Source organism: Kitasatospora sp. NPDC001119, from assembly GCF_053598475.1.
In genome coordinates, this window is the sequence record NZ_JBSFKI010000040.1 from 16,991 (window position 1) to 38,832 (window position 21,842).

General features: G+C 73.0%; 20 protein-coding genes and 1 pseudogene. 8 read left to right on the forward strand and 13 right to left on the reverse strand.

From position 1 onward, the window contains the following. The first annotated feature begins 178 nt into the window (after positions 1-178). Positions 179-1,642, forward strand: coding sequence for an ASCH domain-containing protein (locus tag ACWDD9_RS35215; protein ID WP_449813894.1), 1,464 nt, complete (start codon positions 179-181; stop codon positions 1,640-1,642). A 16-nt stretch (positions 1,643-1,658) separates the two neighbouring features. Continuing rightward, positions 1,659-2,054, forward strand: coding sequence for an arsenate-mycothiol transferase ArsC (locus ACWDD9_RS35220; protein WP_449813895.1), 396 nt, complete (start codon positions 1,659-1,661; stop codon positions 2,052-2,054). A 217-nt stretch (positions 2,055-2,271) separates the two neighbouring features. Here ACWDD9_RS35220 and ACWDD9_RS35225 read toward each other — a convergent pair whose 3' ends face one another. The 6 genes from ACWDD9_RS35225 to hutU all read right to left on the reverse strand — a co-directional run bounded on the left by ACWDD9_RS35225 (position 2,272) and on the right by hutU (position 8,616). After that, positions 2,272-2,796 carry a DUF6879 family protein gene (locus ACWDD9_RS35225; protein ID WP_449813896.1) on the reverse strand — a complete coding sequence of 175 codons (525 nt, stop codon included), beginning with the start codon at positions 2,794-2,796 and terminating at the stop codon, positions 2,272-2,274. After that, a complete protein-coding gene (locus ACWDD9_RS35230) occupies positions 2,780-2,944 on the reverse strand; it encodes a hypothetical protein (RefSeq protein ID WP_449813897.1) in 165 nt (54 codons plus the stop codon). Before ACWDD9_RS35230 ends, ACWDD9_RS35225 begins: the two co-directional genes overlap by 17 nt. Positions 2,945-3,177: 233 nt before the next feature. Then, positions 3,178-4,353, reverse strand: a complete 1,176-nt coding sequence (gene hutI / locus ACWDD9_RS35235; RefSeq protein ID WP_449813898.1) for an imidazolonepropionase — start codon at positions 4,351-4,353, stop codon at positions 3,178-3,180. Between the two features lie 32 nt (positions 4,354-4,385). Continuing rightward, positions 4,386-5,753 carry a formimidoylglutamate deiminase gene (locus ACWDD9_RS35240; protein WP_449813899.1) on the reverse strand — a complete coding sequence of 456 codons (1,368 nt, stop codon included), beginning with the start codon at positions 5,751-5,753 and terminating at the stop codon, positions 4,386-4,388. Then, entirely contained in the window at positions 5,744-6,925 is a 1,182-nt protein-coding gene (locus ACWDD9_RS35245) for an allantoate amidohydrolase (RefSeq protein WP_416873749.1), read from the reverse strand. Before ACWDD9_RS35245 ends, ACWDD9_RS35240 begins: the two co-directional genes overlap by 10 nt. Before the next feature lie 20 nt (positions 6,926-6,945). Beyond that, positions 6,946-8,616 carry a urocanate hydratase gene (gene hutU, locus ACWDD9_RS35250; protein ID WP_049650036.1) on the reverse strand — a complete coding sequence of 557 codons (1,671 nt, stop codon included), beginning with the start codon at positions 8,614-8,616 and terminating at the stop codon, positions 6,946-6,948. Positions 8,617-8,798: 182 nt separating this feature from the next. Between hutU and ACWDD9_RS35255 the strand changes: the two genes are divergently transcribed. Then, complete coding sequence (locus tag ACWDD9_RS35255; protein WP_049650037.1) at positions 8,799-9,371, forward strand: Uma2 family endonuclease; 573 nt, start codon at positions 8,799-8,801, stop codon at positions 9,369-9,371. Positions 9,372-9,376: 5 nt separating this feature from the next. Here ACWDD9_RS35255 and ACWDD9_RS35260 read toward each other — a convergent pair whose 3' ends face one another. Then, positions 9,377-9,697, reverse strand: coding sequence for a hypothetical protein (locus ACWDD9_RS35260; RefSeq protein WP_375876644.1), 321 nt, complete (start codon positions 9,695-9,697; stop codon positions 9,377-9,379). 72 nt (positions 9,698-9,769) lie between these two features. Beyond that, complete coding sequence (locus tag ACWDD9_RS35265) at positions 9,770-10,639, reverse strand: MurR/RpiR family transcriptional regulator (RefSeq protein WP_074003893.1); 870 nt, start codon at positions 10,637-10,639, stop codon at positions 9,770-9,772. Between the two features lie 299 nt (positions 10,640-10,938). On the opposite strand from ACWDD9_RS35265, the gene ACWDD9_RS35270 reads away from it, so the two are divergent. Next, the gene (locus tag ACWDD9_RS35270; RefSeq protein WP_049650040.1) at positions 10,939-11,364 is read left to right on the forward strand and encodes a nucleoside phosphorylase-I family protein; all 426 of its coding nucleotides are present in this window, start codon (positions 10,939-10,941) and stop codon (positions 11,362-11,364) included. Positions 11,365-11,410: 46 nt separating this feature from the next. Here ACWDD9_RS35270 and hutH read toward each other — a convergent pair whose 3' ends face one another. Beyond that, entirely contained in the window at positions 11,411-12,988 is a 1,578-nt protein-coding gene (gene hutH / locus ACWDD9_RS35275) for a histidine ammonia-lyase (RefSeq protein ID WP_107418822.1), read from the reverse strand. Positions 12,989-13,120: 132 nt separating this feature from the next. Then, positions 13,121-14,290: a macrolide family glycosyltransferase gene (locus tag ACWDD9_RS35280; RefSeq protein WP_449813910.1), complete on the reverse strand. Its 1,170-nt coding sequence runs from the start codon at positions 14,288-14,290 to the stop codon at positions 13,121-13,123. 128 nt (positions 14,291-14,418) lie between these two features. On the opposite strand from ACWDD9_RS35280, the gene ACWDD9_RS35285 reads away from it, so the two are divergent. After that, a complete protein-coding gene (locus tag ACWDD9_RS35285; RefSeq protein ID WP_049659404.1) occupies positions 14,419-15,039 on the forward strand; it encodes a TetR/AcrR family transcriptional regulator in 621 nt (206 codons plus the stop codon). Between the two features lie 623 nt (positions 15,040-15,662). Here ACWDD9_RS35285 and ACWDD9_RS35290 read toward each other — a convergent pair. The 3 genes and pseudogenes from ACWDD9_RS35290 to ACWDD9_RS35300 all read right to left on the reverse strand — a co-directional run. Then, positions 15,663-16,796 (reverse strand): annotated as a pseudogene (locus tag ACWDD9_RS35290) (diguanylate cyclase domain-containing protein); the annotation flags it as partial. 485 nt (positions 16,797-17,281) lie between these two features. Then, entirely contained in the window at positions 17,282-18,406 is a 1,125-nt protein-coding gene (locus ACWDD9_RS35295; protein WP_049655773.1) for an adenylate/guanylate cyclase domain-containing protein, read from the reverse strand. A gap of 173 nt (positions 18,407-18,579) precedes the next feature. Then, positions 18,580-19,473, reverse strand: a complete 894-nt coding sequence (locus tag ACWDD9_RS35300) for a biotin--[acetyl-CoA-carboxylase] ligase (RefSeq protein ID WP_074003897.1) — start codon at positions 19,471-19,473, stop codon at positions 18,580-18,582. Positions 19,474-19,705: 232 nt separating this feature from the next. Between ACWDD9_RS35300 and ACWDD9_RS35305 the strand changes: the two genes are divergently transcribed. From ACWDD9_RS35305 to mmpB, 3 genes are all read left to right on the forward strand, one after another. Further along, positions 19,706-21,295: an acyl-CoA carboxylase subunit beta gene (locus ACWDD9_RS35305; RefSeq protein WP_049655771.1), complete on the forward strand. Its 1,590-nt coding sequence runs from the start codon at positions 19,706-19,708 to the stop codon at positions 21,293-21,295. 29 nt (positions 21,296-21,324) lie between these two features. Beyond that, positions 21,325-21,543, forward strand: a complete 219-nt coding sequence (locus ACWDD9_RS35310; protein ID WP_049655770.1) for an acyl-CoA carboxylase epsilon subunit — start codon at positions 21,325-21,327, stop codon at positions 21,541-21,543. Between the two features lie 138 nt (positions 21,544-21,681). Further along, on the forward strand, positions 21,682-21,822 hold the full coding sequence (mmpB, locus tag ACWDD9_RS35315; RefSeq protein WP_181970605.1) for a morphogenic membrane protein MmpB: 141 nt from the start codon (positions 21,682-21,684) through the stop codon (positions 21,820-21,822). Positions 21,823-21,842 lie beyond the last annotated feature (20 nt).

The following is a 21,842-nucleotide window of genomic DNA, read 5'->3' on the forward strand; positions in this document are numbered from 1 at the left end:
CTTCGTTGAGTGCCGCTGGCCGAGGTTCGTACGGTCTACCTCACGCCCCCACGCATCAGTGAAGGCTGTGATCGCCGCTGTGGAGCAGCTCAGGGCCCAGCATGCCGAGCGCATGCGCCACCGACACCATCACTGAGCCGGCCGCAGCCGGTTCATGAGCAGAGCGGAGGCACCACACTTGAACACCATCGACCTTCTCAGGTCGCCGAACACCGTGCTGGCCAACGCCGTTGACGATGCCCTGGACATGCTCCGTCCCCGCCTCCTGGAGGCCGGGACGGAGCGGATCGAGTTCACCGTGGGGACGCAGCTCAACGGGCGTCCGCACATCGGCACGCACCTGGTGCAGAGCCTGTCGTTCCTGGTCGCCGAGCGGGCCCGCGATGAGTTCGGGGTCGATACGGCCGTGGACTTCGTGGCGCTGGACAACGCCCCGGCGGAGACGATCACCGACGGCGGCCGGATGTACCAGCTCACCTACCACCACCAGCTCGGTGATCACGGCATCCGCGCCCTGGTCGCCGAGTACTACGCCCCTCTTCTGGACGCGATGACCAGCCGCACGGGCGTGGAGTACCGGGTCAGCAGCTACACCGAGCAGCAGGCGAGCCCGGAGTTCCGGGCCGAGTTCCTGCGGACGCTGGAGTTCCTGGATCAGATCCGGTTCTGGCTGGCTCCGACCAGCGGTACGGCACACATCCGGCTGCCGTGTCCGGTGTGCGGGTGGGCCCAGAAGTACGCCGACCACACACGGCTGCTGGAGTTGGACGACTCGGGGGCACTGTTCGAAGCGATGTGCCACGAGCACGACCGCTACGAGGTGGACGTCACGCCGCTCGGCGGCGGGTACCTGGACCTCTCCACCCTGTACCGCAACGTGGTCAAGGAACGGTCCTACCGCCCCGGCGACGGCACGTTGCACGTGATGGTGAAGGGCGGCGACTGGGCGTTCGGCTGCCAACTGGTGGACGGCGCCCACGTCGCGATCGGGGCGCCGGCCGCTCCGGTGCCGCTACGTGTCTTCATCCCCCAGATCCTCGGCAGCGACGGCGGGAAGCTCTCCAAGAGCCTCCTTCGCGCGGCTGCCGAAGCCGGAGACGCGACGGGAGGCAGCACCGCGGAATGGCTGCTCGACCCGGGCGCCTGGCCCGGCACGCAAGCGGACTACGTCGAAGCGCTCACGGGTGCCGGTGAGCTGATGCTCAGCAGCCCGAGGCACTTCTTCCGGTCCTACACCACGACCGCATTGGAAGCCCTGATGACCACCCGCCAGCCTGCCAGGAACCAATCCCAGGCGCATGGCCGTCCCCGCAACATCCAGATCTACAAGCAGTACTTCGACCTGATCGCCGACGGCTCCAAGACCGTCGAAGTCCGGGTCGCCTACGCCTCGATGAAGCGAATCAGGGTCGGGGACCTGCTCAACTTCACCTGTCGCGGTGAGGAGTGCCTGACCAAGGTGAAGCGCATCGGCACGTACAGGACCTTCAAGGAGATGTTCGGCACCGAGGACGTGAAGGCGGTCAACCCGCACGCGACCGAGGCCGAGCAGTTGCGGGCGATCCACGCGATCTTCCCGCCGGAGAAGGAAGCCCTCGGCGTGATCACGTTCGAGATCGAGCGAGTGAACCCCGGTGAGTAGGCGAAGGCGGGTCCTGGTGGTCTGCAAGGGAAACCACTGCCGTTCCCCGATCGCCGCCCTGATCATCGCGGAGCGGTCCGGGGGCGCGCTGGACGTGCGCTCGGCGGGCACCCGCAACTGGCACGTGGCCAAGCCCGCGCACCCGCTGATGATCGAGGCCGCCGCCGCCTTCGGCTACGACCTCACCGGGCACCGGGGCGCCGTGCTGGACACGGAGCTACTTGACTGGGCTGACGCCCTGGTCGCGGTGGACGACGAAACCGCTCTCGCGGTCGAAGCGCTCGCCGGTCCGCACCGGCCCGTTCGCATCCTCGGCTCGGGCATCACCGACCCGTGGGGCGGCGGTCCCGAGGACTTCGCCGCTGCCGTCCTGGAGATCCAGGAAGCCACGGCCATGTTCTACGCGGCCTAACCGCCATCCCGAGCAGCCCGGGCTGCCCGTCGCTTCCCCCGTGGCGCTAACGGTCAGTTCGAGCAGATGAGAGAACCGCCCCGGCCGAGAAGGCCGGGGCGGTTTGCTTTGTTCGAGCGACGTGATGCGTGACGGCTGGCCGAGGTGCGGCGATCGCGTGGCGATCTGGCTCCGCCGAACGGCATCACCGCAGGTCATAGCCCCAGCTCTTCCGGGTCTATTGCCACCCGTACTCTTCCACATAGTCCATGAAGGGCACCGACGCGGCCACAGCGATCCGCCGCCATTCCCGGTACTTCTCGACGTCGTCCTCGACAAGCACGCGGTTGATCTGCGTTCCGTCGAGCTCGTAGTTCATCAGGACCACGGTCGAATCGTCGAATGCCCAGAAGTCCTGAGCCGGAAGGCCCGGGTTCGGCCTGTCGGTCAGGTCGAGAATGTAGATGTCCTCACCGGCCCTGGCATGCGGCGTGTAGTACATGAACTCGTACCGCAGGTAGTCGCTCAGCGGCCGGGTGACGATGTGTACGCGCTGAACCGTACGACCGGCCGCGGTATGGGCCCTGAGCTTGTCAGTCCAGCCGGACGTGTAGGTACCGGGGTCGATCCGGTACCCGTTCAGGAACTCCTCGATCTCTTCGGCCTCCCCCGCGACCTTGTAAGCGGGCAGAGTCTCAAGCCGGAACGCCGACCGCGAGAAACCATGCAGAAGCCTCTGCCAGTCCTCACCATCCAAGAACACGAATGGCCTCCTTCACGACATGCTCGGGCAGCTCCGCGTACTGGTTCCCCTGGAAGACGAGGGTGCCCCGGTCGGTGAGGTAGACGTTCGGGCAGTCTCCCTCCTTGCAGTCTCTGACGCCGACACCCGTGAGCCGCTGGTGAGCCATGCCAACCCCCTTCAGCTCGGCCCGGATTGGACCGCCTGGGCGAGACGCTATGGACTGGCCGCGTGTCCTGTCCACACGGTTCGGGCAGTATTCCCGTCCTGGACTAATGATCACGGCCTGCCCGGAAGCGCTGCCGTGTCCCGGCCGAGGAACCCGCGCACCCTGGCGACCGCAGACGGACAGCGCGTCGCCCCGTCGAGCAGCTGCTCGACGGGGCGACGCGAATCCACCGTTCAGACCTCGCGGACGCCCGCGCGCCAGACCGCCGCCGTCAGGGGGACACCCGGGCGGTAGGCCAGGTGGACGTGCGAGGGGGCGTCCAGCAGGAGCAGGTCCGCGCGGGCGCCGGGGGCGATCACCCCCACGTCGCTGCGCCGCAGGGCGCGGGCGCCGCCCGCGGTGGCCGCCCAGACCGCCTCGTCCGGGGTCATGCCCATCTCGCGCACCGCCACGGCAATACAGAACGCCATCGAACTGGTGAAGCTGGAGCCCGGGTTGCAGTCGGTGGACAGCGCCACCACCGCGCCCGCATCCAACAACCTGCGCCCGCTCGGGTACTCGGCCCGCGTCGAGAACTCCGCCCCCGGCAGCAGCGTCGCGACCGTCGCCGAGCCGGCCAGCGCCGCCACGTCCTCGTCCGTCAGGTGGGTGCAGTGGTCCGCCGAGGCGGCCCCCAGTTCCACCGCCAGCTGCACGCCCGGCCCGTACGTGAGCTGGTTGGCGTGCACCCGCGGCGTGAGGCCCTTCTCGATCCCCGCCGTCAGGACGGCCCGCGCCTGCTCCCCGTCGAAGGCGCCCTTCTCGCAGAACACGTCCACCCAACGGGCGTGCGGGGCACAGGCGTCCAGCATCTCGCCGGTCACCAGCTCCACGTACCCGGCCGGGTCCTCGGCGTACTCAGGCGCCACCACGTGCGCGCCCAGGTACGTCGTCTCCGGGGTGTACCCGGCGGCGATCCGCAGCGCCCGGGCCTCGTCCTCGACCGTCAGCCCGTAGCCGGACTTGCACTCGATGGTGGTGGTGCCCTGCCGCACCGCCTCCCGGACGAACCGGGCCAGGTTGGCCTCCAGTTCGGCATCCGAAGCGGCCCGCGTGGCCGCCACCGTGGTCCGGATGCCGCCCGCCGAGTACGCCTGCCCGGACATCCGGGCGTTGAACTCGGCCGTACGGTCCCCCGCGAACACCAGGTGGGCGTGCGAGTCGACGAAGCCGGGCAGCAGCGCCCGGCCCCCGGCGTCGAAGCGCTCGTCCGCCGCCGGGGCCTGCGCGGCCGGGCCGACCCAGGCGACGGTGCCGCCGTCGACCACCACGGCCGCGTCGGTGAGCAGGCCGAGCGGCCCGGCGCCCTGCCCGGGGTCGTTGGTGACCAGGCTGCCGATGCCCGTGATCAGGGTGGTCGTGGTGCTCAAGACAACGCCTTCCGAAGGGGGTTGAACGGGGGTCAGTAGTCCAGCGCGCCGATCGCGGAGCGCAGCGCACCCGGCACGTCGGCCACCAGCAGGTGCACGCCGTCCCGGACGACGTGCCGGCCGCCGACCACCAGGTGCCGCACGTCCGCCGCCGAGGCCGCGAAGACGGCGATCTCGGCGCCCAGCCGGGGCGGCGGGCCCGCCGTACGGACGGTGTCCAGCGCGATCACCGTGAAGTCGGCGAGCGCCCCGGCCTCGATCCGTCCGGCCTCCGGCCAGCCGAGCGAGGCGTGCCCGTCCTCGGTGCCGACCCGCAGCAGCGCGTTCGCCGTCCAGTGGCCGCGCGTCCGCGTCCGCAGCCGCTCGTCCAGCTCCAGCGCGCGAGCCTCCTCGAACGGGTCGATCACCGCGTGGCTGTCGCTGCCCAGGGTGATCGGGGAGCCCGCCGAGGCGAGCCGGCGGGCCGGGCCGATGCCGTCCGCGAGGTCCCGCTCGGTGGTGGGGCACATGCAGACCGTGGTGGAGGAGTCGGTGAGGAGCCTGACGTCCTCGTCGGTCAGGTGGGTGGCGTGCACGGCCGAGGTGCGCGGGCCGAGCACGCCGTGGTCGGCGAGCAGCCGGGTCGGGGTGACGCCGTGCGCGGCCAGGCAGGCGTCGTTCTCGGCGGTCTGCTCGGACAGGTGGACGTGCAGCGGCGCCCCGCGCAGCGCCGACCAGTGCGCGACGGTGTCCAGTTGCTCGGCCGGGACGGCCCGCACCGAGTGGACGGCGGCGCCGATCCGGGCGTGCTCGCGCGGCTTGAGCGCGTCCGCCCGGGCGGCCCAGGCCTCGGCGTCGCCGTCGCTGAACCGCAGCTGCGGGTGGGTCGGCTCGGCGCCGAAACCGGAGGACAGGTAGCAGGTGTCCAGCAGGGTGATCCGGATGCCGGCCCGGGCGGCGGCCTCGATCAGCGCCTCGCCCATCGCGTTCGGGTCGGTGTACCGGGCGCCGCCGGGCGCGTGGTGCAGGTAGTGGAACTCGCCAACCGCCGTGACACCGGCCAGCGCCATCTCGGCGTAGACGGCGGTGGCGAGCGCCAGGTAGCGGTCCGGGTCCAGCGCGCCGGCGAACCGGTACATGGTGTCGCGCCAGGTCCAGAAGGTGCCGGAGCCGACCTGGACGTGCCCGCGCAGCGCCCGGTGGAAGGCGTGCGAGTGGGCGTTCGCCTGGCCGGGCAGCAGCAGCCCGTCGAGCCGGACGGCGCCGGGCGGGCAGGGGCCGCTGTCCGGGACGACGGCGGCGATCGTCCCGCCGGGGCCGGTGGTGATCAGCACGTCCCGCTCGACCACCGGCCCGTTGTCGTGCGGCAGCCAGGCGTACTGGGCCCAGTACGCCACGGGGCTCGACGGGGTCACTGACACGCCAGGTCCTCCAGTACGTCGGCGAGGGCGGCGACCCCGGCCAGGCAGTCGGCCTGCTCGGCGTGCTCGGCCGGGGAGTGGGAGACGCCGGTGGGGTTGCGCACGAACAGCATGGCGGTCGGGATCGCCGAAGCCAGGATGCCGGCGTCGTGTCCCGCGCCGGTGGGCAGCACCGGGGCGTCCAGCAGCTTGGCCAGCCGGTCGCGCAGCGGCCCGTCGAAGTCCACCACCGGGGTGTAGGACTCGCGGGTCAGCTCGACCCGGACGCCGTCGCGCTCGCCGCGCTCGGCGGCGGCCCGCTCGATCGCCTCGACCAGCTCGGTGAGGGTGCGCTCGTCGGCCGCCCGGGAGTCCAGCCAGCCGCGCACCAGCGAGGCGATCGCGTTGGTGCCGTTGGGCTCGACCGCGACCTTGCCGAAGGTGGCCCGCGCGCCCGCCTGCTTCGCCTTCTTGCGGGCCGCCAGCACGGTGTTGGCGTAGGTCAGCATCGGGTCGCGGCGGTCCTCGATCCGGGTGGTGCCGGCGTGGTTGGCCTCGCCGTGGAAGTCGAACCGCCAGCGGCCGTGCGGCCAGATCGCCCCGGCCACACCGACCGGCTGCCCCTCGGCGAGGCAGCGGCCCTGCTCGACGTGCAGCTCGACGAAGGCGCCGATCCGGGCCAGCCGGTCCTCGTCCGCGCCGATCGCGGTGGGGTCGTAGCCGGCCTTCTCCATCGCGTCGGGCAGCCGGACGCCGTCGGCGTCGCGCAGCCCGTACGCCTGCTCCGGGGAGAGCACCCCGGCGGTCAGCCGGGAGCCGATGCAGGCCACGCCGAACCGGGCGCCCTCCTCGTCGCCGAAGTTGACGATCGCCAGGGGCCTGGTGAACTCCGCGCCGCGGGAGCGCAGTTCGTCCAGTGCGGCGAAGGAGGAGACCACGCCGAGCGGGCCGTCGAAGGCGCCGCCGTCCGGGACGGAGTCCAGGTGCGAGCCGGTGACGACCGCGCCGCCGGCGGTCGGATCGCCCAGCCAGGCCCACTGGTTGCCGTTGCGGTCCAGCTCGTACGCCAGGCCGCGGCTGCGGGCCTGCTGCTCGAACCAGGCGCGGCACTCGGCGTCGGCGGAGTTCCAGGCGAAGCGGCGGTAGCCGCCGGAGGCGGCGGAGCGGCCCACGGGGAGCAGCTCCGCCCACATCTCTTCGAACGACGGAACCGTCACAGCTCGCCCATCGGGACGCGGACACCGCGCTCGGCGGCGACCTCGGTGGCCCGGTCGTACCCGGCGTCCACGTGCCGGATGACGCCCATGCCCGGGTCGTTGGTGAGCACCCGGCGGATCTTCTCCCCGGCCAGCGCGGTGCCGTCGGCGACGGTGACCTGGCCGGCGTGGATCGAGCGGCCGATGCCGACGCCGCCGCCGTGGTGGATGGAGACCCAGGAGGCGCCCGAGGCGACGTTGACCATGGCGTTGAGCAGCGGCCAGTCGGCGATCGCGTCGGAGCCGTCCAGCATCGCCTCGGTCTCCCGGTACGGGGAGGCCACCGAGCCGCAGTCCAGGTGGTCGCGGCCGATCACGATCGGGGCGGACAGCTCACCGGAGGCGACCATGTCGTTGAAGCGCTCGCCGGCCTTGTCGCGCTCGCCGTAGCCGAGCCAGCAGATGCGCGCCGGCAGGCCCTGGAAGTGCACCTTCTCCTGGGCCAGCTTGATCCAGCGGGCCAGCGACTCGTTCTCCGGGAAGAGGTCGAGGACGGCCTTGTCGGTCTTGTGGATGTCCTGCGGGTCCCCGGACAGCGCCGCCCAGCGGAACGGGCCCTTGCCCTCGCAGAACAGCGGGCGGATGTACGCCGGGACGAAGCCGGGGAAGGCGAACGCGCGGTCGTACCCGGCCAGTTGGGCCTCGCCGCGGATCGAGTTGCCGTAGTCGAAGACCTCGGCGCCGCGGTCCAGGAAGCCGACCATCGCCTCGACGTGCGCGGCCATCGACTCGCGGGCGCGCTGGGTGAACTCGGCGGGCTTGGCGGCGGCGTAGTCCGCCATGTCCTCGAAGGCGACGCCGACCGGCAGGTAGGCCAGCGGGTCGTGGGCGCTGGTCTGGTCGGTGACGATGTCGATCGGCGCGTCCATCGCGAGTAGCTGCGGGACCAGCTCGGCGGCGTTGCCCAGCACGCCGATGGAGAGCGGCTGCTTCTTGTCGCGGGCGGCGGTGGCCAGCTCCAGCGCGTGGGAGAGGTCCTTGGCCTCGACGTCCAGGTAGCGGTGCTCGATCCGGCGGGCGATCCGGGACGGGTCGCAGTCGATACAGATCGCCACGCCGCCGTTCATGGTGACGGCCAGCGGCTGGGCGCCGCCCATCCCGCCTAGGCCGGCGGTGAGGGTGATGGTGCCCTCCAGCGAGCCGTTGTAGCGCTTGCCGGCGACGGCCGCGAAGGTCTCGTAGGTGCCCTGGAGGATGCCCTGGGTGCCGATGTAGATCCACGAGCCGGCGGTCATCTGCCCGTACATGGTGAGCCCGAGGCTCTCCAGCCGGCGGAACTCCTCCCAGTTGGCCCAGTCGCCGACCAGGTTGGAGTTGGCGATCAGCACCCGCGGCGCCCACTCGTGGGTCTGCATCACGCCGACCGGCCGCCCGGACTGGACCAGCATGGTCTCGTCCTGCTTCAGCCCCTCCAGCGTCCGCACCATGGCGTCGAAGGACCGCCAGTCCCGCGCCGCCTTGCCCGTCCCGCCGTACACCACCAGCTTCGACGGGTGCTCGGCCACCTCCGGGTCGAGGTTGTTCATCAGCATCCGCAGGGCGGCCTCCTGCTGCCACCCCTGCGCCGTCAGCCCCGTCCCCCGCGCCGCGCGCACCTCTCGCGGCCCGCTCGCCTGCTGCTGCACCATAGTCACGGCCTCCCTGCGGATGGATTCATTCAAGCTATGTTCGATTGAATATAACTAAACAGTCGGCTTTCGACCAGACCCCGAAGGCATCCGATCAGCCCCGGCACCGGCCCACTTGGCGCGCTAGCCTGAACCCGGCGGACACCAGCCACTCGGCCCAGCACCAGAGAGCGGAGGACACGATGACGGCCATCACCGTGCGGCCCGGCAGACTCCGGGATGCGGCGGAGGAGATCGAGGAGAGCACGGGACTTCGCGTCCAGATCATCGGAGGAACCCTGGTGATGTCCCCGACGCCTCGCGGCAAGCACGCGGGAACCGTGCAGGTTCTACGGGACCAGCTCATCCCCAAGCTGCCCAAGGACCTGCGCGTCTACGAGAACTCGTCGATCTGCATGCCGGACAACGAGGACGACTACGCCACTCCCGACCTGGTCGTTTTCCCGAAGGACTGGGGCGACGACGACGAATGGCTGGCGGACCCGGGTGACGTCGCCTTCGCCCTGGAGGTGATCTCCACCTCCGAGCGGATCAGCGGCATCGCCGCCAAGACCGAGTGGTACGCCATCGCGGGTGTGGCCGTCCTGGTCGCCGCCGACCCTCGCGACGGCACCTGGACGCTCTACACGCATCCACGCGACGGCGAGTACCAGGGCGTGCTTCACGGCAAGTACGGCGAGCCCATTCCACTCACCGACCCGTTGCCCGCAGAACTGCAGACCGACGAGCTTCCGATCTACACCCCTCGTCGCTGACCTCTTCAGGCCGCCGCGCCGCCGTCCCAGTCGATGCCGATCTCGGCGAGCCAGCGGCGGTCGTCGGCGTCGGGGGTGGGCGGGGAGGGCGGGCGGGGGATGTTCTGGACGGGGCCGAGGCCGTACTTCTCGGCGGCCGCGGCGGCGCGGGCGTCGGGTTCGATGACGCCGACGTGGACGGCGGACTCGTCGCCCGGGTCGAGGACGGTCAGTTCGGGTTCGGGCAGGCGCCGCAGGGTGACGCGGCGTCCGCAGGTGGGGCAGGACCATTCGTCGGCACCCGAGGAGAGGCGGGCGACGAACTTCATCTCGTGGATCACGCGCATGGGCGGCACCCCCTGCAGGGGGGATGCCCGGGTTCGTGGCGGCTACTCCCCCGCCGCCGCCGCGGGCCGCGGTTATTCCAGGAAGAGTCCGCGCGCCGCCGCCGACTGCTCGATCGCCTCCAACCGGGCCTCCGCGCCCGGGAGTTCGTCGCACATGGACTGCAGCAGCACCCGGCCGAGCATCATCGGCGCGCACGCGGTGTCGAAGACCAGCCCGGTGCCGACGGCGGCCGGCAGCATCAGGTCGGACAGCTTGGCGACCGGCGCGAAGGCGCTGTCGGCGACGGTCAGCACCGTCAGCCCGCACTCGCGGGCCACCGTCAGCGCGTCCATCAGCTCCCGCGGGTAGCGCGGCAGGGCGAAGCAGAGCAGCGCGCTGGCACCGGCCGCCCGGGCCTGCTCCAGCCGGTCGGCGAGCATGCTGCCGCCCTCGTCCAGCAGCCGGATGTCCGGGTGCACCTTGGACGCGAAGTAGGCGAAGCCGCGCGCCTGCGCCGAGGCGGCCCGCAGGCCGAGCACCGGCAGCGGGCGGGAGGCGGCGAGCAGCCGGGCGGCCCGGATGATCGGCTCCGGGTCGGCGAGGAGTTCGGCGAGGTGGCGCAGGTGGGCGATCTCGGCGAGGACGGCCTGCTGGTGCTCGTTGCGCACCGCGTCGTCCGGGGTCTCCGGCGCGGCCGGTTCGCCGCCGCCGAGTTCGCGCAGCTGTTTGCGCAGCGCCGGGTAGCCGTCGTAGCCGAGCGCGACCGCGAAGCGGGTGACGGACGGCTGGCTGACGCCCGCGAGTTCGGCGACCTCCACGCTGGACAGGAACGGCGCCTCGGTGGCGTGCCGCACCAGCGAGTGGGCGATCCGGCGCTGGGTCGGCGTCAGCCGGTGCCCCTCGAAGAGCTGGAGCAGCCGGGCGGAGGGGCCGACGCTGCCGGCCTCGTCGGTGGCGGTCATCAGCGGTACCTCCGGGTGCGTGCGGTTCGGACGACGACTGTGCAGGAGCGGGCGGCGCCTGGCAAAGACGTCTCGTACGGCGGGACGTCCGGTGGGACGCCCCGCGGGTCGGACGGCCCGGCGGTGGTCCGGGCCGGGTGGGCCGGGGTCGGACAGACCCGGGCCGGGGTCGGACAAACCCGGGCCGGGATCGGACAGACCCGGGCCGGGGCGGGGCAACCCTGATTTCTCCCTGAGCCCGCCCGGATTCCTCCCGCGAACGGATGGACCGGACGCCCCCGCGGCCCCACTCTGGTCCTATGGACACTCGTCAGGACGAACTGCGGCGCGACCTCGACGCCACCCTCCAGGCCCGCAAGGAGCTCGGCAAGGAGTACGAGGACGAACTCGTCGACTCCTTCATGAGGCGGCTCGACGCCCGTCTGGACGCCCGGGTCGAGCGCTCGGTGGCCAAGCGGCTGGACGACGAGCCGCGCTCCGAGCACCGGGGCCACCCCCGCCGTTCGGGCTTCGGCAAGCGCTCCAACACCGGGCTCGCGGTGACCTCGCTGGTCATCGGCGTCCCGCTGACGGCGATCGCGGGCAGTCCGGAGAGCGGCGGCTTCGCCGGCCTGGTGGTCTGCTGGGCGGGCATCGTCGGGGTCAACCTGGCCGCCGCCCTGGGCGAGCTGCGCAACCGCGGGGGCCGCGGGGAGCGCTCGCCGCGGAGCGACGACTGGGACTGAGTCCCCGTCACCCCGCGGCGGCGCCATCGGCCCGGTCGAGTGGGCGTCAGGCCAGCGGGCCGGTGACCCGCTCGACCGCGCGCACCAGCTCGCCGGAGGCGACCAGTTCGGCGGCGGCCTCCAGGTCCGGCGAGAGGAAGCGGTCGCGGCCGGCGCCGCCGACCCCCGCCTCGCGGGCGGCGGCCAGCGCGGCCGCGGTGGCCGGGGCGAGCCCGCCGGCCCCGTCGGCCTGCCGGCGGATCTCCAGCGCGCGGGCGGAGGCGGTCAGTTCGACGGCCAGGATGCGGCCGAGGTTGGCCACCGCCTGGCGCAGCTTGCGCGCGGCCGACCAGCCCATCGACACGTGGTCCTCCTGCATCGCGGAGGACGGGATCGAGTCGACCGAGGCCGGGACGGCGAGCCGCTTGTTCTCGCTGACCAGCGCCGCCTGGGTGTACTGGGCGATCATCAGGCCGGAGTCCACGCCCGGGTCGTCGGCCAGGAAGGCCGGCAGGCCGTGCGAGCGGGCCTTGTCGAGCAGCCGGTCGGTGCGGCGCTCGGAGATCGAGCCGAGGTCGGCGGCGGCGATGGCGAGGAAGTCCAGCACGTACGCGACCGGGGCGCCGTGGAAGTTGCCGTTGGACTCCACCCGGCCGTCCGGCAGCACCACCGGGTTGTCGACCGAGGCGGCCAGCTCGCGCGCGGCGACCAGCTGGGCGTGCGCCAGGGTGTCCCGGCCGGCGCCGGCCACCTGCGGGGCGCAGCGGATCGAGTAGGCGTCCTGGACCCGCGGGGCGTCGTCCTGGTGGTGGCCGGTGAGGCCGGAGTCCTTGAGGACGGCGAGCATGTTGGCGGCGCTCAGCGCCTGGCCCGGGTGCGGGCGGATCGGGGCGTGCAGCTCGGGGGCGAGCACCTTGTCGGTGCCGAGCAGCGCCTCCAGGCTCATCGCGGCGGTGATGTCGGCGGTGGTGAACAGCCGCTGGAGGTCGGCGATGGCCATCACCAGCATGCCGAGCATGCCGTCGGTGCCGTTGATGAGGGCGAGGCCCTCCTTCTCCAGCAGCTCGACGGGCTCGATGCCGGCGGCGGCGAGCAGCTCGGCGGCGGGCTTCTCCACGCCGTCCGGGCCGGTGGCGGTGCCCTCGCCCATCAGGACCAGCGCGCAGTGCGAGAGCGGCGCGAGGTCGCCGGAGCAGCCGAGCGAGCCGAACTCCCGCACCACCGGGGTGATGCCCGCGTTGAGCAGGGCGGCCATGGTCTGCGCGACCAGCGGCCGGACGCCGGTACGGCCGGAGGCCAGCGTCTTCATCCGCAGGAACACCAGCGCGCGGACCACCTCGCGCTCGACCGCCGGCCCCATGCCGGCGGCGTGCGAGCGCACCAGCGACCGCTGCAGCTGGGCGCGCAGCTCGGGGCTGATGTGGCGCACGGCGAGCGCGCCGAAGCCGGTCGACACGCCGTAGACGGGGCGCGGCTCGGCCGCGAGGGCGTCGATCCGCGCACGGGCGGCCGCCATCTCGGCCAGCGCGTCGGGACCGATCTCGACCCGGGCGTTCCCCCGGGCGACGGCCAGGACGTCCTCGGCACCGACGTCGGCCTTGCCGACCAGGACCAGCGGAGCGTCGGGGGCCACAGCACTGTGCATATCCATATACACCATCTCATCAGGTGAATGAAGATATGACAACAGGTGCTCGCCATCCGGATTCTCCGCCCTCCGGATCGGCGCCGCACACCGCGGCCCCCTATCGCCCCCCGCATCACGGCACGGGCGGCGTCACGACACGCGCAGCTCGGCCTCGATCAGGTCCGCGGCCCGGGTGGTGCCGCCCTCGGCCCGGCCGGCGGCGGACAGCTCGGCCAGCCGCTGGGCCACCGCCGGGTCGCCGGTCAGCTCCAGCAGGGCGGCGCGCAGCGCCTCCGCGGTGGCCTGCTCGGTGTCCAGCCGGCGGGCGACGCCGAGGCCGACCAGGGCGTCCGCGTTGGCGAACTGGTCGGCGGCCTGCGGCACCGCGATCATCGGCACGGCGTGGAACAGCCCCTCGCTGGAGCCGCCCATGCCCGCGTGGGTGACGAAGGCGTCCGCCTGGGAGAGCACCGACAGCTGGGGCACCCACCGGTGCACCCCGACGGTGTCCGGCACCTCGCCGAGCTCGGCCAGGTCGGTGTGCTTGCCGACCTGGAGCACGGTGTGCCAGCCCGGCAGGTCGCCGAAGGCCTCCACGCAGGCCCGGTAGAAGGCGGGCTGGTGGGTGAAGGCCGAGCCGAGCGAGACCAGCAGCACCTTCTCGGCGCCGGCCGGCCGCTGCCACTCGCCCTGGTGGGCGCGGTCACCGAAACAGGGCCCGACGAAGCTGATCCGCTGCTCGTCGACCCGGTCGACGTTGGGCTGGAGGGCGCGCGGGACGAGCGCGACGCACCGCTCGGGGCGGTTCTTGAAGCCCTCCACGTCGCGCTGCACCGCGCCCGCCTCGACCAGCCAGTCGGCGTACCGGCGGTAGTGCTCGGGGCCGCCCGGGCCGTTGCGCATCGGCTCGAACATCGCCGCGAGGTCCTCCTCGAAGCCCTCCCAGCCGACGAAGGCGGGCGACAGCTGCACCACCGGCACGCCCAGCCGCTCGCCGAGCGCCCGCCCGGCGAAGCCGCCGATGTCGTAGAGCACCACGTCGGGGCGGTCGTCCTCGAAGGCCTCCAGCAGGACGGGCCACATCGCCAGCGTGTCGTCCAGGAACACCTCCTGGATCGCCACCAGGTCCGACGGCCAGCCGGCCGGGTCGTCGGTGAGCGGCAGCTTGGTCGGGTACGGGACGAAGCTCGCGCCGGTGGACTCGACGACCTCCCGGAAGGAGGGGTCGTTGACGTAGCTGACCCGGTGGCCCCGGGAGACCAGCTCGGTGATCACCGCGAGACTGGGATTGACATGCCCATGAGCGGGAATGGAGACCATCAGGATGTGTGCAGGGGGGCGGTTCACGGGCACCTCCGGGGAACGGGGGATGAGACGAGACGATCCGTCTCGCGATGGCATGGGAAGACAATACGTCTCGTCTCGTTGTTTCGCATAGAATTTTTTCCATGGCCTCCAGAACAGCTCCCGACCCCGCCAGACGCAGCGAGCGCGCGCACGCCGCCGTCCTCGCCGCCACCACCGAACTCGTCGCCGAGATCGGCTACGGCAGGCTGACCATCGAGGCGATCGCCGCCCGGGCCGGCGTCGGCAAGCAGACCATCTACCGGTGGTGGCCCTCCAAGGGCGCCGTGGTCTTCGACGCCTTCCTCGCCGCCGGCGAGCACGAGGGCGGCATCGCGCTCCCCGACACCGGCGACCTCGCCGCCGACCTCCGCGCCGTCCTGCGCCCCACCAGCGACGAACTGGCCGACCCGGACACCGACCGCACCTACCGGGCGATCATGGCGGAGATCCTCAACGACCCGGCACTGCAGGCCGAGCACCGCACCCGCCTGCTGGACCCCCTGCTGGCCGTCACCCGCGACCGCCTCCGCAGCGCCCGCGAGGCCGGCCAGATCGCCCCCGACACCGACCTCGACCTGGCCGTCGAAATCGTCTACGGCCCGCTCTACTACCGCTGGCAGTACCGGCTCGGCCCGCTCACCCACGAGCACGCCGACCGCCTGGTCGACGCCGCCCTGCGGGCCCTCAACCCGCCGTCCGCCGGCGGCGGTTCCGGCGCCTGAACCAGCGGACGGCCACCACCGCGGCCGGTCCCTCAGACCACCGGCGGCGAGGCCGGCCCCGCCAGGGCGACCGAGACCAGGGCGCGCATGGCGGAGGCGGCCTGCCCCAGCGGCAGCGTCGCGTCGTCGGCGAAGAGCTCCACCAGCCAGCCGCCGGCCGGGTTCTGGCCGCCCGCGGCGACCATGCCCCGGTAGCCGGAGACGACGAGCATGGCCTCCTCCGCCGGGTCGTTGCCGGCCGCGCCCGCCCGCAGCGCGAAGGAGCCGCCGCGGACGGCGCGGCGGGTCATCGGGTAGTGCCGGAGGTCGAAGACCGCGTCGGGGGCCTCGATCTGGGCCCGCTGGGTCTCCGCGCGGACGCTGCTGGGGCCGCTGGTCATCCGGTAGACGGCGTGCTGGGCGGTGCGCATGAGGTGGGAGCCGGGCGGGACGTACGAGACCCACCAGCCGACGGCGTCCAGCAGCCGGGCGGAGGCCTCGGCGACGACGACCAGCTTGCCGAGGGTGTCCGCGGGGTGGACGGCCCGGGCCGTGGCGGCCTGGTCGAGGGAGGCGAGCACGGCGGTGAGCAGCTGCCCCGGGTCGGCGCTGTGGGCGGCGCCGCGGAACCGCCGCCGGTCGCCCGCCCCGGCCCGGCCGTTCGGCCCGCGCCGCCCGTCCGCCCGGTGGTGCGGGTCGGCGGCGTCGGCGAGCAGCACGGTGGGGTCGGGCGAGAAGCCGGGGCCGTGGCTGCGCCCGGCGACGACGGGGTGGGCGGCCCGGGCGGCCTTGGCCCGGTACTGGGCGGCGTCGGCGAGCCGGAACAGCCGGTCGGGGGTGGTGACGGGCCCGATCGAGTCCCCGGTGGAGGCGACCCCGCAGGCCACGCCCTCGCCCTCGGAGAGCGCGAGCGCCCGGGCGCACAGCTCCTCGGCGACGGAGACCACCTCGTCGGCCTTCTGCCCCTCCACGAGCAGGCAGAACTCGTCGCCGCCGAGCCGGGCGGCGAGGCTGCCGGGGAGCTTGGCGGCGGCCAGCGAGAGCTGGTGGGCGAACCGCTCCAGCAGCCGGTCGCCCATCTCGTGGCCGAGCTGGTCGTTGACCCGCTTCAGCCCGTTGACGTCGCAGACCACCAGGGAGACCACGGTGTTGTCCCGGTTGTGCGCCTCCAGCGCGCTCTCCAGCCGGGCGTCGACGGCGCGCCGGTTGGCCAGGCCCGTGAGCGGGTCGGAGAAGGCGAGCCTGCGCAGGTCGGCGAGGCGCTCGGTCTGCGCCAGCCCGGCGGAGACCTGGGCGGCGAGCAGGGTCGCGTAGTCGGCGTCGGCCTCGGTGAACTCGGGCATCCCGGCCGACCGGGCGAGGTACAGCTCGCCCCAGGCCTGGCCGTGCAGCACGACCGGCGCGACCACGCAGCAGGCCCGCCCGCGCCGGCGCAGCGCCGCGGCGCGCTCCTGGCAGTACGCGCCGGCCGTCGGGTGGGCGTGCCCGGCGTGCTGCACGCTGTTCTCGGCGCTCTGCAGCCAGGCGCGCGGCAGCCGCCCGGTGGTCCAGCGCTCCTCCAGGTACGTGACGATCTCGGGGAAGTCGGCGACCGGGTACGACTCGTCCTCGGGCAGCTCCTCCTCGCCCGGGGCGAGGTCGCCGTGGTTGACCAGCACCCGCAGCCGGCCGGACTCGCGGTCCCAGACCGAGACGGCGGCCATGGTGGCGCCGAGCGCCTCGGTGGCCCGGGCGGCGGCGGCCCGGACGGCCTCCAGCGGGGTGAGCGCGGCGGCCATGTCCTGGGCCAGCTCGACCACGGACTGCAGTCTCAGGTCGGGCAGCGGGTCGGAGTGCCGCGAGCCGCCGCAGTCGCAGTCGCGGTCCGTCATGATCGCCTCACTGCTCACCGGCTCGCCTCGCTCCCTGTGCTCGGTCCTGCCGGACCCCCGTCGGCCGGCCGCACCCGACCGGCCGCTTGCACCAAGACTAGGGCGGTTTCGTTCGCTTATGCCCCGTTTGCCCGGGCGGACCCGCGGCAGAACGTACGGGTTTCAACCGTTCAGCACCCGCAACCGCCCGTCCGCCGTGGGGAAGCGTGCCCACGAACGCCGTCACCGCATGCGTCTGCCCGCGGACGGCCGAAGCGCGCGTCCCCGTACGTCCACCGGATGCGTCTTCCCCGCGCGGGCCCGCCGTACGCGCGCCACCCGCGTACGGCCACCACCGCGTACGGCCGCCACCCGCGTACGGCCACCGCCGCGTACAGCCCTGCGCGCGGGCGCTACTCGGCCTTCAGCCGCCGGGTGAGCAGCCACGGCTCGACCAGGCCGAGCCCCCGCACCGGCCGCCGCCACATCGGCTGCAGGTGGAACCGCGCCCCGGCGTCCGGTCCCGGGATCGGCAGCCCGGAGGCGGGCATCCCGGCCGCGGCCGACAGCGCCTCGGCCAGGCCGGGCCCCTCCGCGTCGGCCGGGGCGACGCTGCCGTTCTGCTCCAGCGCGGCGGCGAACTCGCCGTCGATCAGCACCGCGTCCTTGGGCGCGATCGAGGTGAGCCGGCTCGCCAGGTTGACGGTGGTGCCGAAGACGTCGCCCATCCGCGAGGTGACCGTGCCGAAGGCCATGCCGACCCGCAGCGGCGGGATGGTGTCGTCCCCGGCCAGCGCCTCGATCAGGCTCAGCGCGATCTCGGCGGCGGTCGCCGGGTCCTCGGAGACGTAGAGGATCTCGTCGCCGAGCGTCTTGATCACCCGGCCGCCCTGGCCGGCGATCAGGTCCGAGCAGGTGTTCTCGAAGGTCTCGACCAGCTCGCCGAGCTCCTCCTCCTCCAGCCGCCGGGACAGCCGGGTGAAGCCGACCAGGTCGGCGAAGCCGACGGCGAGCCGCCCGCTGGTGATCTCGTGGTCCTCGGCGGCCTGCACCACCCGGCCGGTGACGGCCGCCAGCTGGCGCCGCCAGACGTACACCAGGAACTGCTCCAGCTCCGGCAGCAGCAGCTCGACCAGCGGGTACGCGACGTCGGCGCGGGTCAGCCCGGGCTCGACGGCCTGGGTGAGGTTCTCCAGGAAGGTGTCCATCTGCCAGCCGGCCAGCCGGGCCGTGGTCTGGCCGGTGGAGCGGGCCACCTGGATCGCCATCGACTCGCTGAGCAGCCCGGACTCGACCAGGCCGGCCAGCCGCCGCAGCGCGATCACGTCGCCGTCGGTGAGCGCCCGGGACTGCCCGATGTCCGGGAAGCCCATGGCGCGCCAGAAGCGGGTGGCCAGCTCCATCGGGACGTCGGCGGCGCGCGCGGCCTGGTACGGGGTGTAGCGGCGCGGCGCGTCCAGGATCAGGCGCTCCAGTTCGAGCGCGACCGTGGGGTCGTTGCTGCCCGCCGTCGCGCCGCTGCTGCCGTCCTCTGCCACCGGTCCGTCCCCGTGCGATCGCCGCACTCGCCTCGTGTCCTACCTGTCCGGGCGCGCACTCCGCCACCCGGGCGGGCAGTGGCGCGCCTCACACCGCTGCCAGGTGGAATGTTCGCACGGAATCGTCGGATCCGGGGCATCAGCCCGGGTCAAGGAGAGGTGAAGAGTGCCGTTCAGCGGGGCTCGGGGCGTACGTGGACGACGTCGCCCGCGCCGACCGCCCGGCGTACGCCGTCGGGTGTGCGGACCACCAGCCGCCCGTCGCCGTCCACCGCGACGGCCTCGCCGACCAGCTCGCGGTCGCCCGGCAGGTGCACCTTCACCTGGCGGCCGAGCGTGGTGCAGCGGTCCACGTAGGCGCGCAGCAGGTCGCTGGCGTGCGGGTCGCCCGCGGCGGCCGTCCACTCCCGGTACAGCTCGGCGAGTTCGCGCAGCAGGGCGCGCAGCAGGGTGCCCCGGTCGGTGGTCGTGGCGCCCGCCAGCGCGAGCGAGGCGGCGGTGGGGACGGGCAGCTCCTCCGCGCGCAGCGAGACGTTGAGGCCCATGCCGACCACCACCGCGCCGCCGGCCAGCTCGGTGAGGACGCCGCCGAGCTTGCGCTCCGCGCCGTCGATCTCCGTCTGGAGGTCGTTGGGCCACTTCAGCCCGACCTCGACCCCGGCGACCCGGCCCAGCGTGCTGGCCGCGGCCACCCCGACCAGGATCGGCAGCCAGCCGTACCGCTCGACCGGCACCTCCTCGGGGCGCAGCAGCAGGGACAGGAACAGCCCGGAGCGGGGCGGGGCGGTCCACCGCCGGTCCAGCCGGCCGCGGGCGGCGCTCTGCGCCTCGGCCACCAGCACCGCGCCCTGCCCGGCGCCCGCCGCGGCCCGGGCGGCGAGGTCGCTGTTGGTGGAGCCGGTCTCGGCGACGACGTCCAGGGAGGTCCACAGGCCGCCCGGGACGAGCAGGTCGCGGCGCAGCGCCTCCTCGTCCAGCGGCGGACGGTCCAGGTCGGTCCAGGGCGACGGTCCGGCGTGGCCGAAGCCGCGCAGTCCGCTGCGGCGGGGGGTCTCGGGTGCGGTCATGGGAAAACCCTAGAGCGGGTCCGGGACGTAGGCCGCCCCATCGTCCCGCAGAACACCCGTCAACAGAACTGTGTCGATGGTCATGACGCCGGGACGTGCCGGACAGCCCTCCGCGCTGGCTACGCTACCCAGCGGTAGTTCGTAGCGCCGCCCTGCCCTCATGCGCGGGCCCACCACCCGGCCCCGCGCGCACTCGAACAGGTCGCGGCCATGGATCAGGGAGAGCCACCGGATGACCGAGGCGCCGTACGACCCCCACACCACCGCCGGCAAGCTCGCCGACCTGCGGCGCAGGCTGGACGAGGCGGTGCACTCCGGCTCGTCCAAGGCCGTGGAGAAGCAGCACGCCAAGGGCAAGCTGACCGCCCGTGAACGGGTCGTGGAACTGCTGGACGAGGACTCCTTCGTGGAGTTCGACGAGTTCGCCCGGCACCGCTCGACCAACTTCGGCCAGGAGAGGAACCGGCCGTACGGCGACGGCGTGGTGACCGGCTACGGCACCGTGGACGGCCGCCAGGTCGCCGTGTTCGCCCAGGACTTCACCGTCTTCGGCGGCTCGCTCGGCGAGGTCTTCGGCGAGAAGATCGTCAAGGTGATGGACTTCGCGCTGAAGACCGGCTGCCCGGTCATCGGCATCAACGACTCCGGCGGCGCCCGGATCCAGGAGGGCGTGGTCTCGCTCGGCCTGTACGGCGAGATCTTCCGCCGCAACGTGCACGCCTCCGGCGTCATCCCGCAGATCTCGCTGATCATGGGCCCCTGCGCGGGCGGCGCGGTGTACTCCCCCGCGATCACCGACTTCGTGGTGATGGCCGACCGGACCTCGCACATGTTCATCACCGGCCCCGACGTGATCAAGACCGTCACCGGCGAGGACGTCGCGATGGAGGAGCTGGGCGGCGCGCGCACCCACAACACCAAGTCGGGCAACGCCCACTACCTGGCCGCGGACGAGAAGGAGGCGATCGAGTACGTCAAGAGCCTGCTCTCGTACCTGCCCTCCAACAACCTGAGCGACCCGCCGTCCTACCCCGAGCAGGCCGATCTCACCGTCACAGCGCAGGACCTCGAACTCGACACCATCGTGCCGGACTCGGCGAACCAGCCGTACGACATGCGCAAGGTGATCGAGCACATCGTCGACGACGGCGAGTTCCTGGAGACCCAGCCGCTGTTCGCGGGCAACATCATCACCGGCTTCGGCCGGGTCGAGGGCCAGTCCGTCGGCATCGTCGGCAGCCAGCCGATGGACCTGGCCGGCTGCCTGGACATCAACGCCAGCGAGAAGGCCGCCCGCTTCATCCGCACCTGCGACTCCTTCAACGTCCCGGTGCTGACCTTCGTGGACGTGCCCGGCTTCCTGCCCGGCACCGAGCAGGAGTGGGACGGCATCATCCGGCGCGGCGCCAAGCTGATCTACGCCTACGCCGAGGCCACCGTCCCGCTGATCACCGTGATCACCCGCAAGGCCTTCGGCGGCGCCTACGACGTCATGGGCTCCAAGCACCTGGGCGCCGACCTCAACCTGGCCTGGCCGACCGCGCAGATCGCCGTGATGGGCGCGCAGGGCGCGGTCAACATCCTGCACCGCCGGGAGATCGCCGAGGCCGAGGCGGCCGGCACCGCCGAGGAGAAGCGGGCCGAGCTGATCGCCTCGTACGAGGAAACCCTGCTGAACCCCTACCTGGCCGCCGAACGCGGCTACGTGGACGCGGTGATCGCGCCGAGCGAGACCCGCCGGCACATCGTCCGCGGCCTGCGGGCGCTGCGCGGCAAGCGCGAGGTGCTGCCGCCGAAGAAGCACGGCAACATCCCCCTGTAGGCCCCGTCCCTGTCGGGAGAGAACCAGCCATGTCGATCCACGTGCTGCACGGGCAGCCGACCCCCGAGGAGCTGGCCACCGTCCTGGCGGTGGTCCAGGCCCGGGCCGCCGCCGCACAGGCCGCCGCCGAGGCGGCCCGCAGGGCCGGCGCCGGCCCGGACTCCCCCTGGGGCGACCGCGCCCGCCGGCTCCGTCTCGCCGCCCGTCCGGGCCCGAACGCCTGGCGGACCTCGGGCTGGGCGCACTGAACTCCGCGGCGTGGAGGGGGAGGACGGCCCCGCCGCCCTCCCCCTCCGTGCCGTACCGGGCGCCCGGCGCCCGCTTTGCCCGAAACCTGAGTACGGATACTCAGGCGCCCGCACCCCCGCGCGGCGCACTCTGGACGGGTGCTCTGGTCAGACCCCCGTGACGAGCCCTCGCCCGAGGCCCGTCGGATGCAGGAGCGGATGCAGCGGGCCGGCAAGGTGCTCGCCGCCCTCGTGCTGGTCGGCGCCGTGCTGATCATGATCTCCCGCTCCTTCACCTGAGCCGTTCACCCGAACGGCGG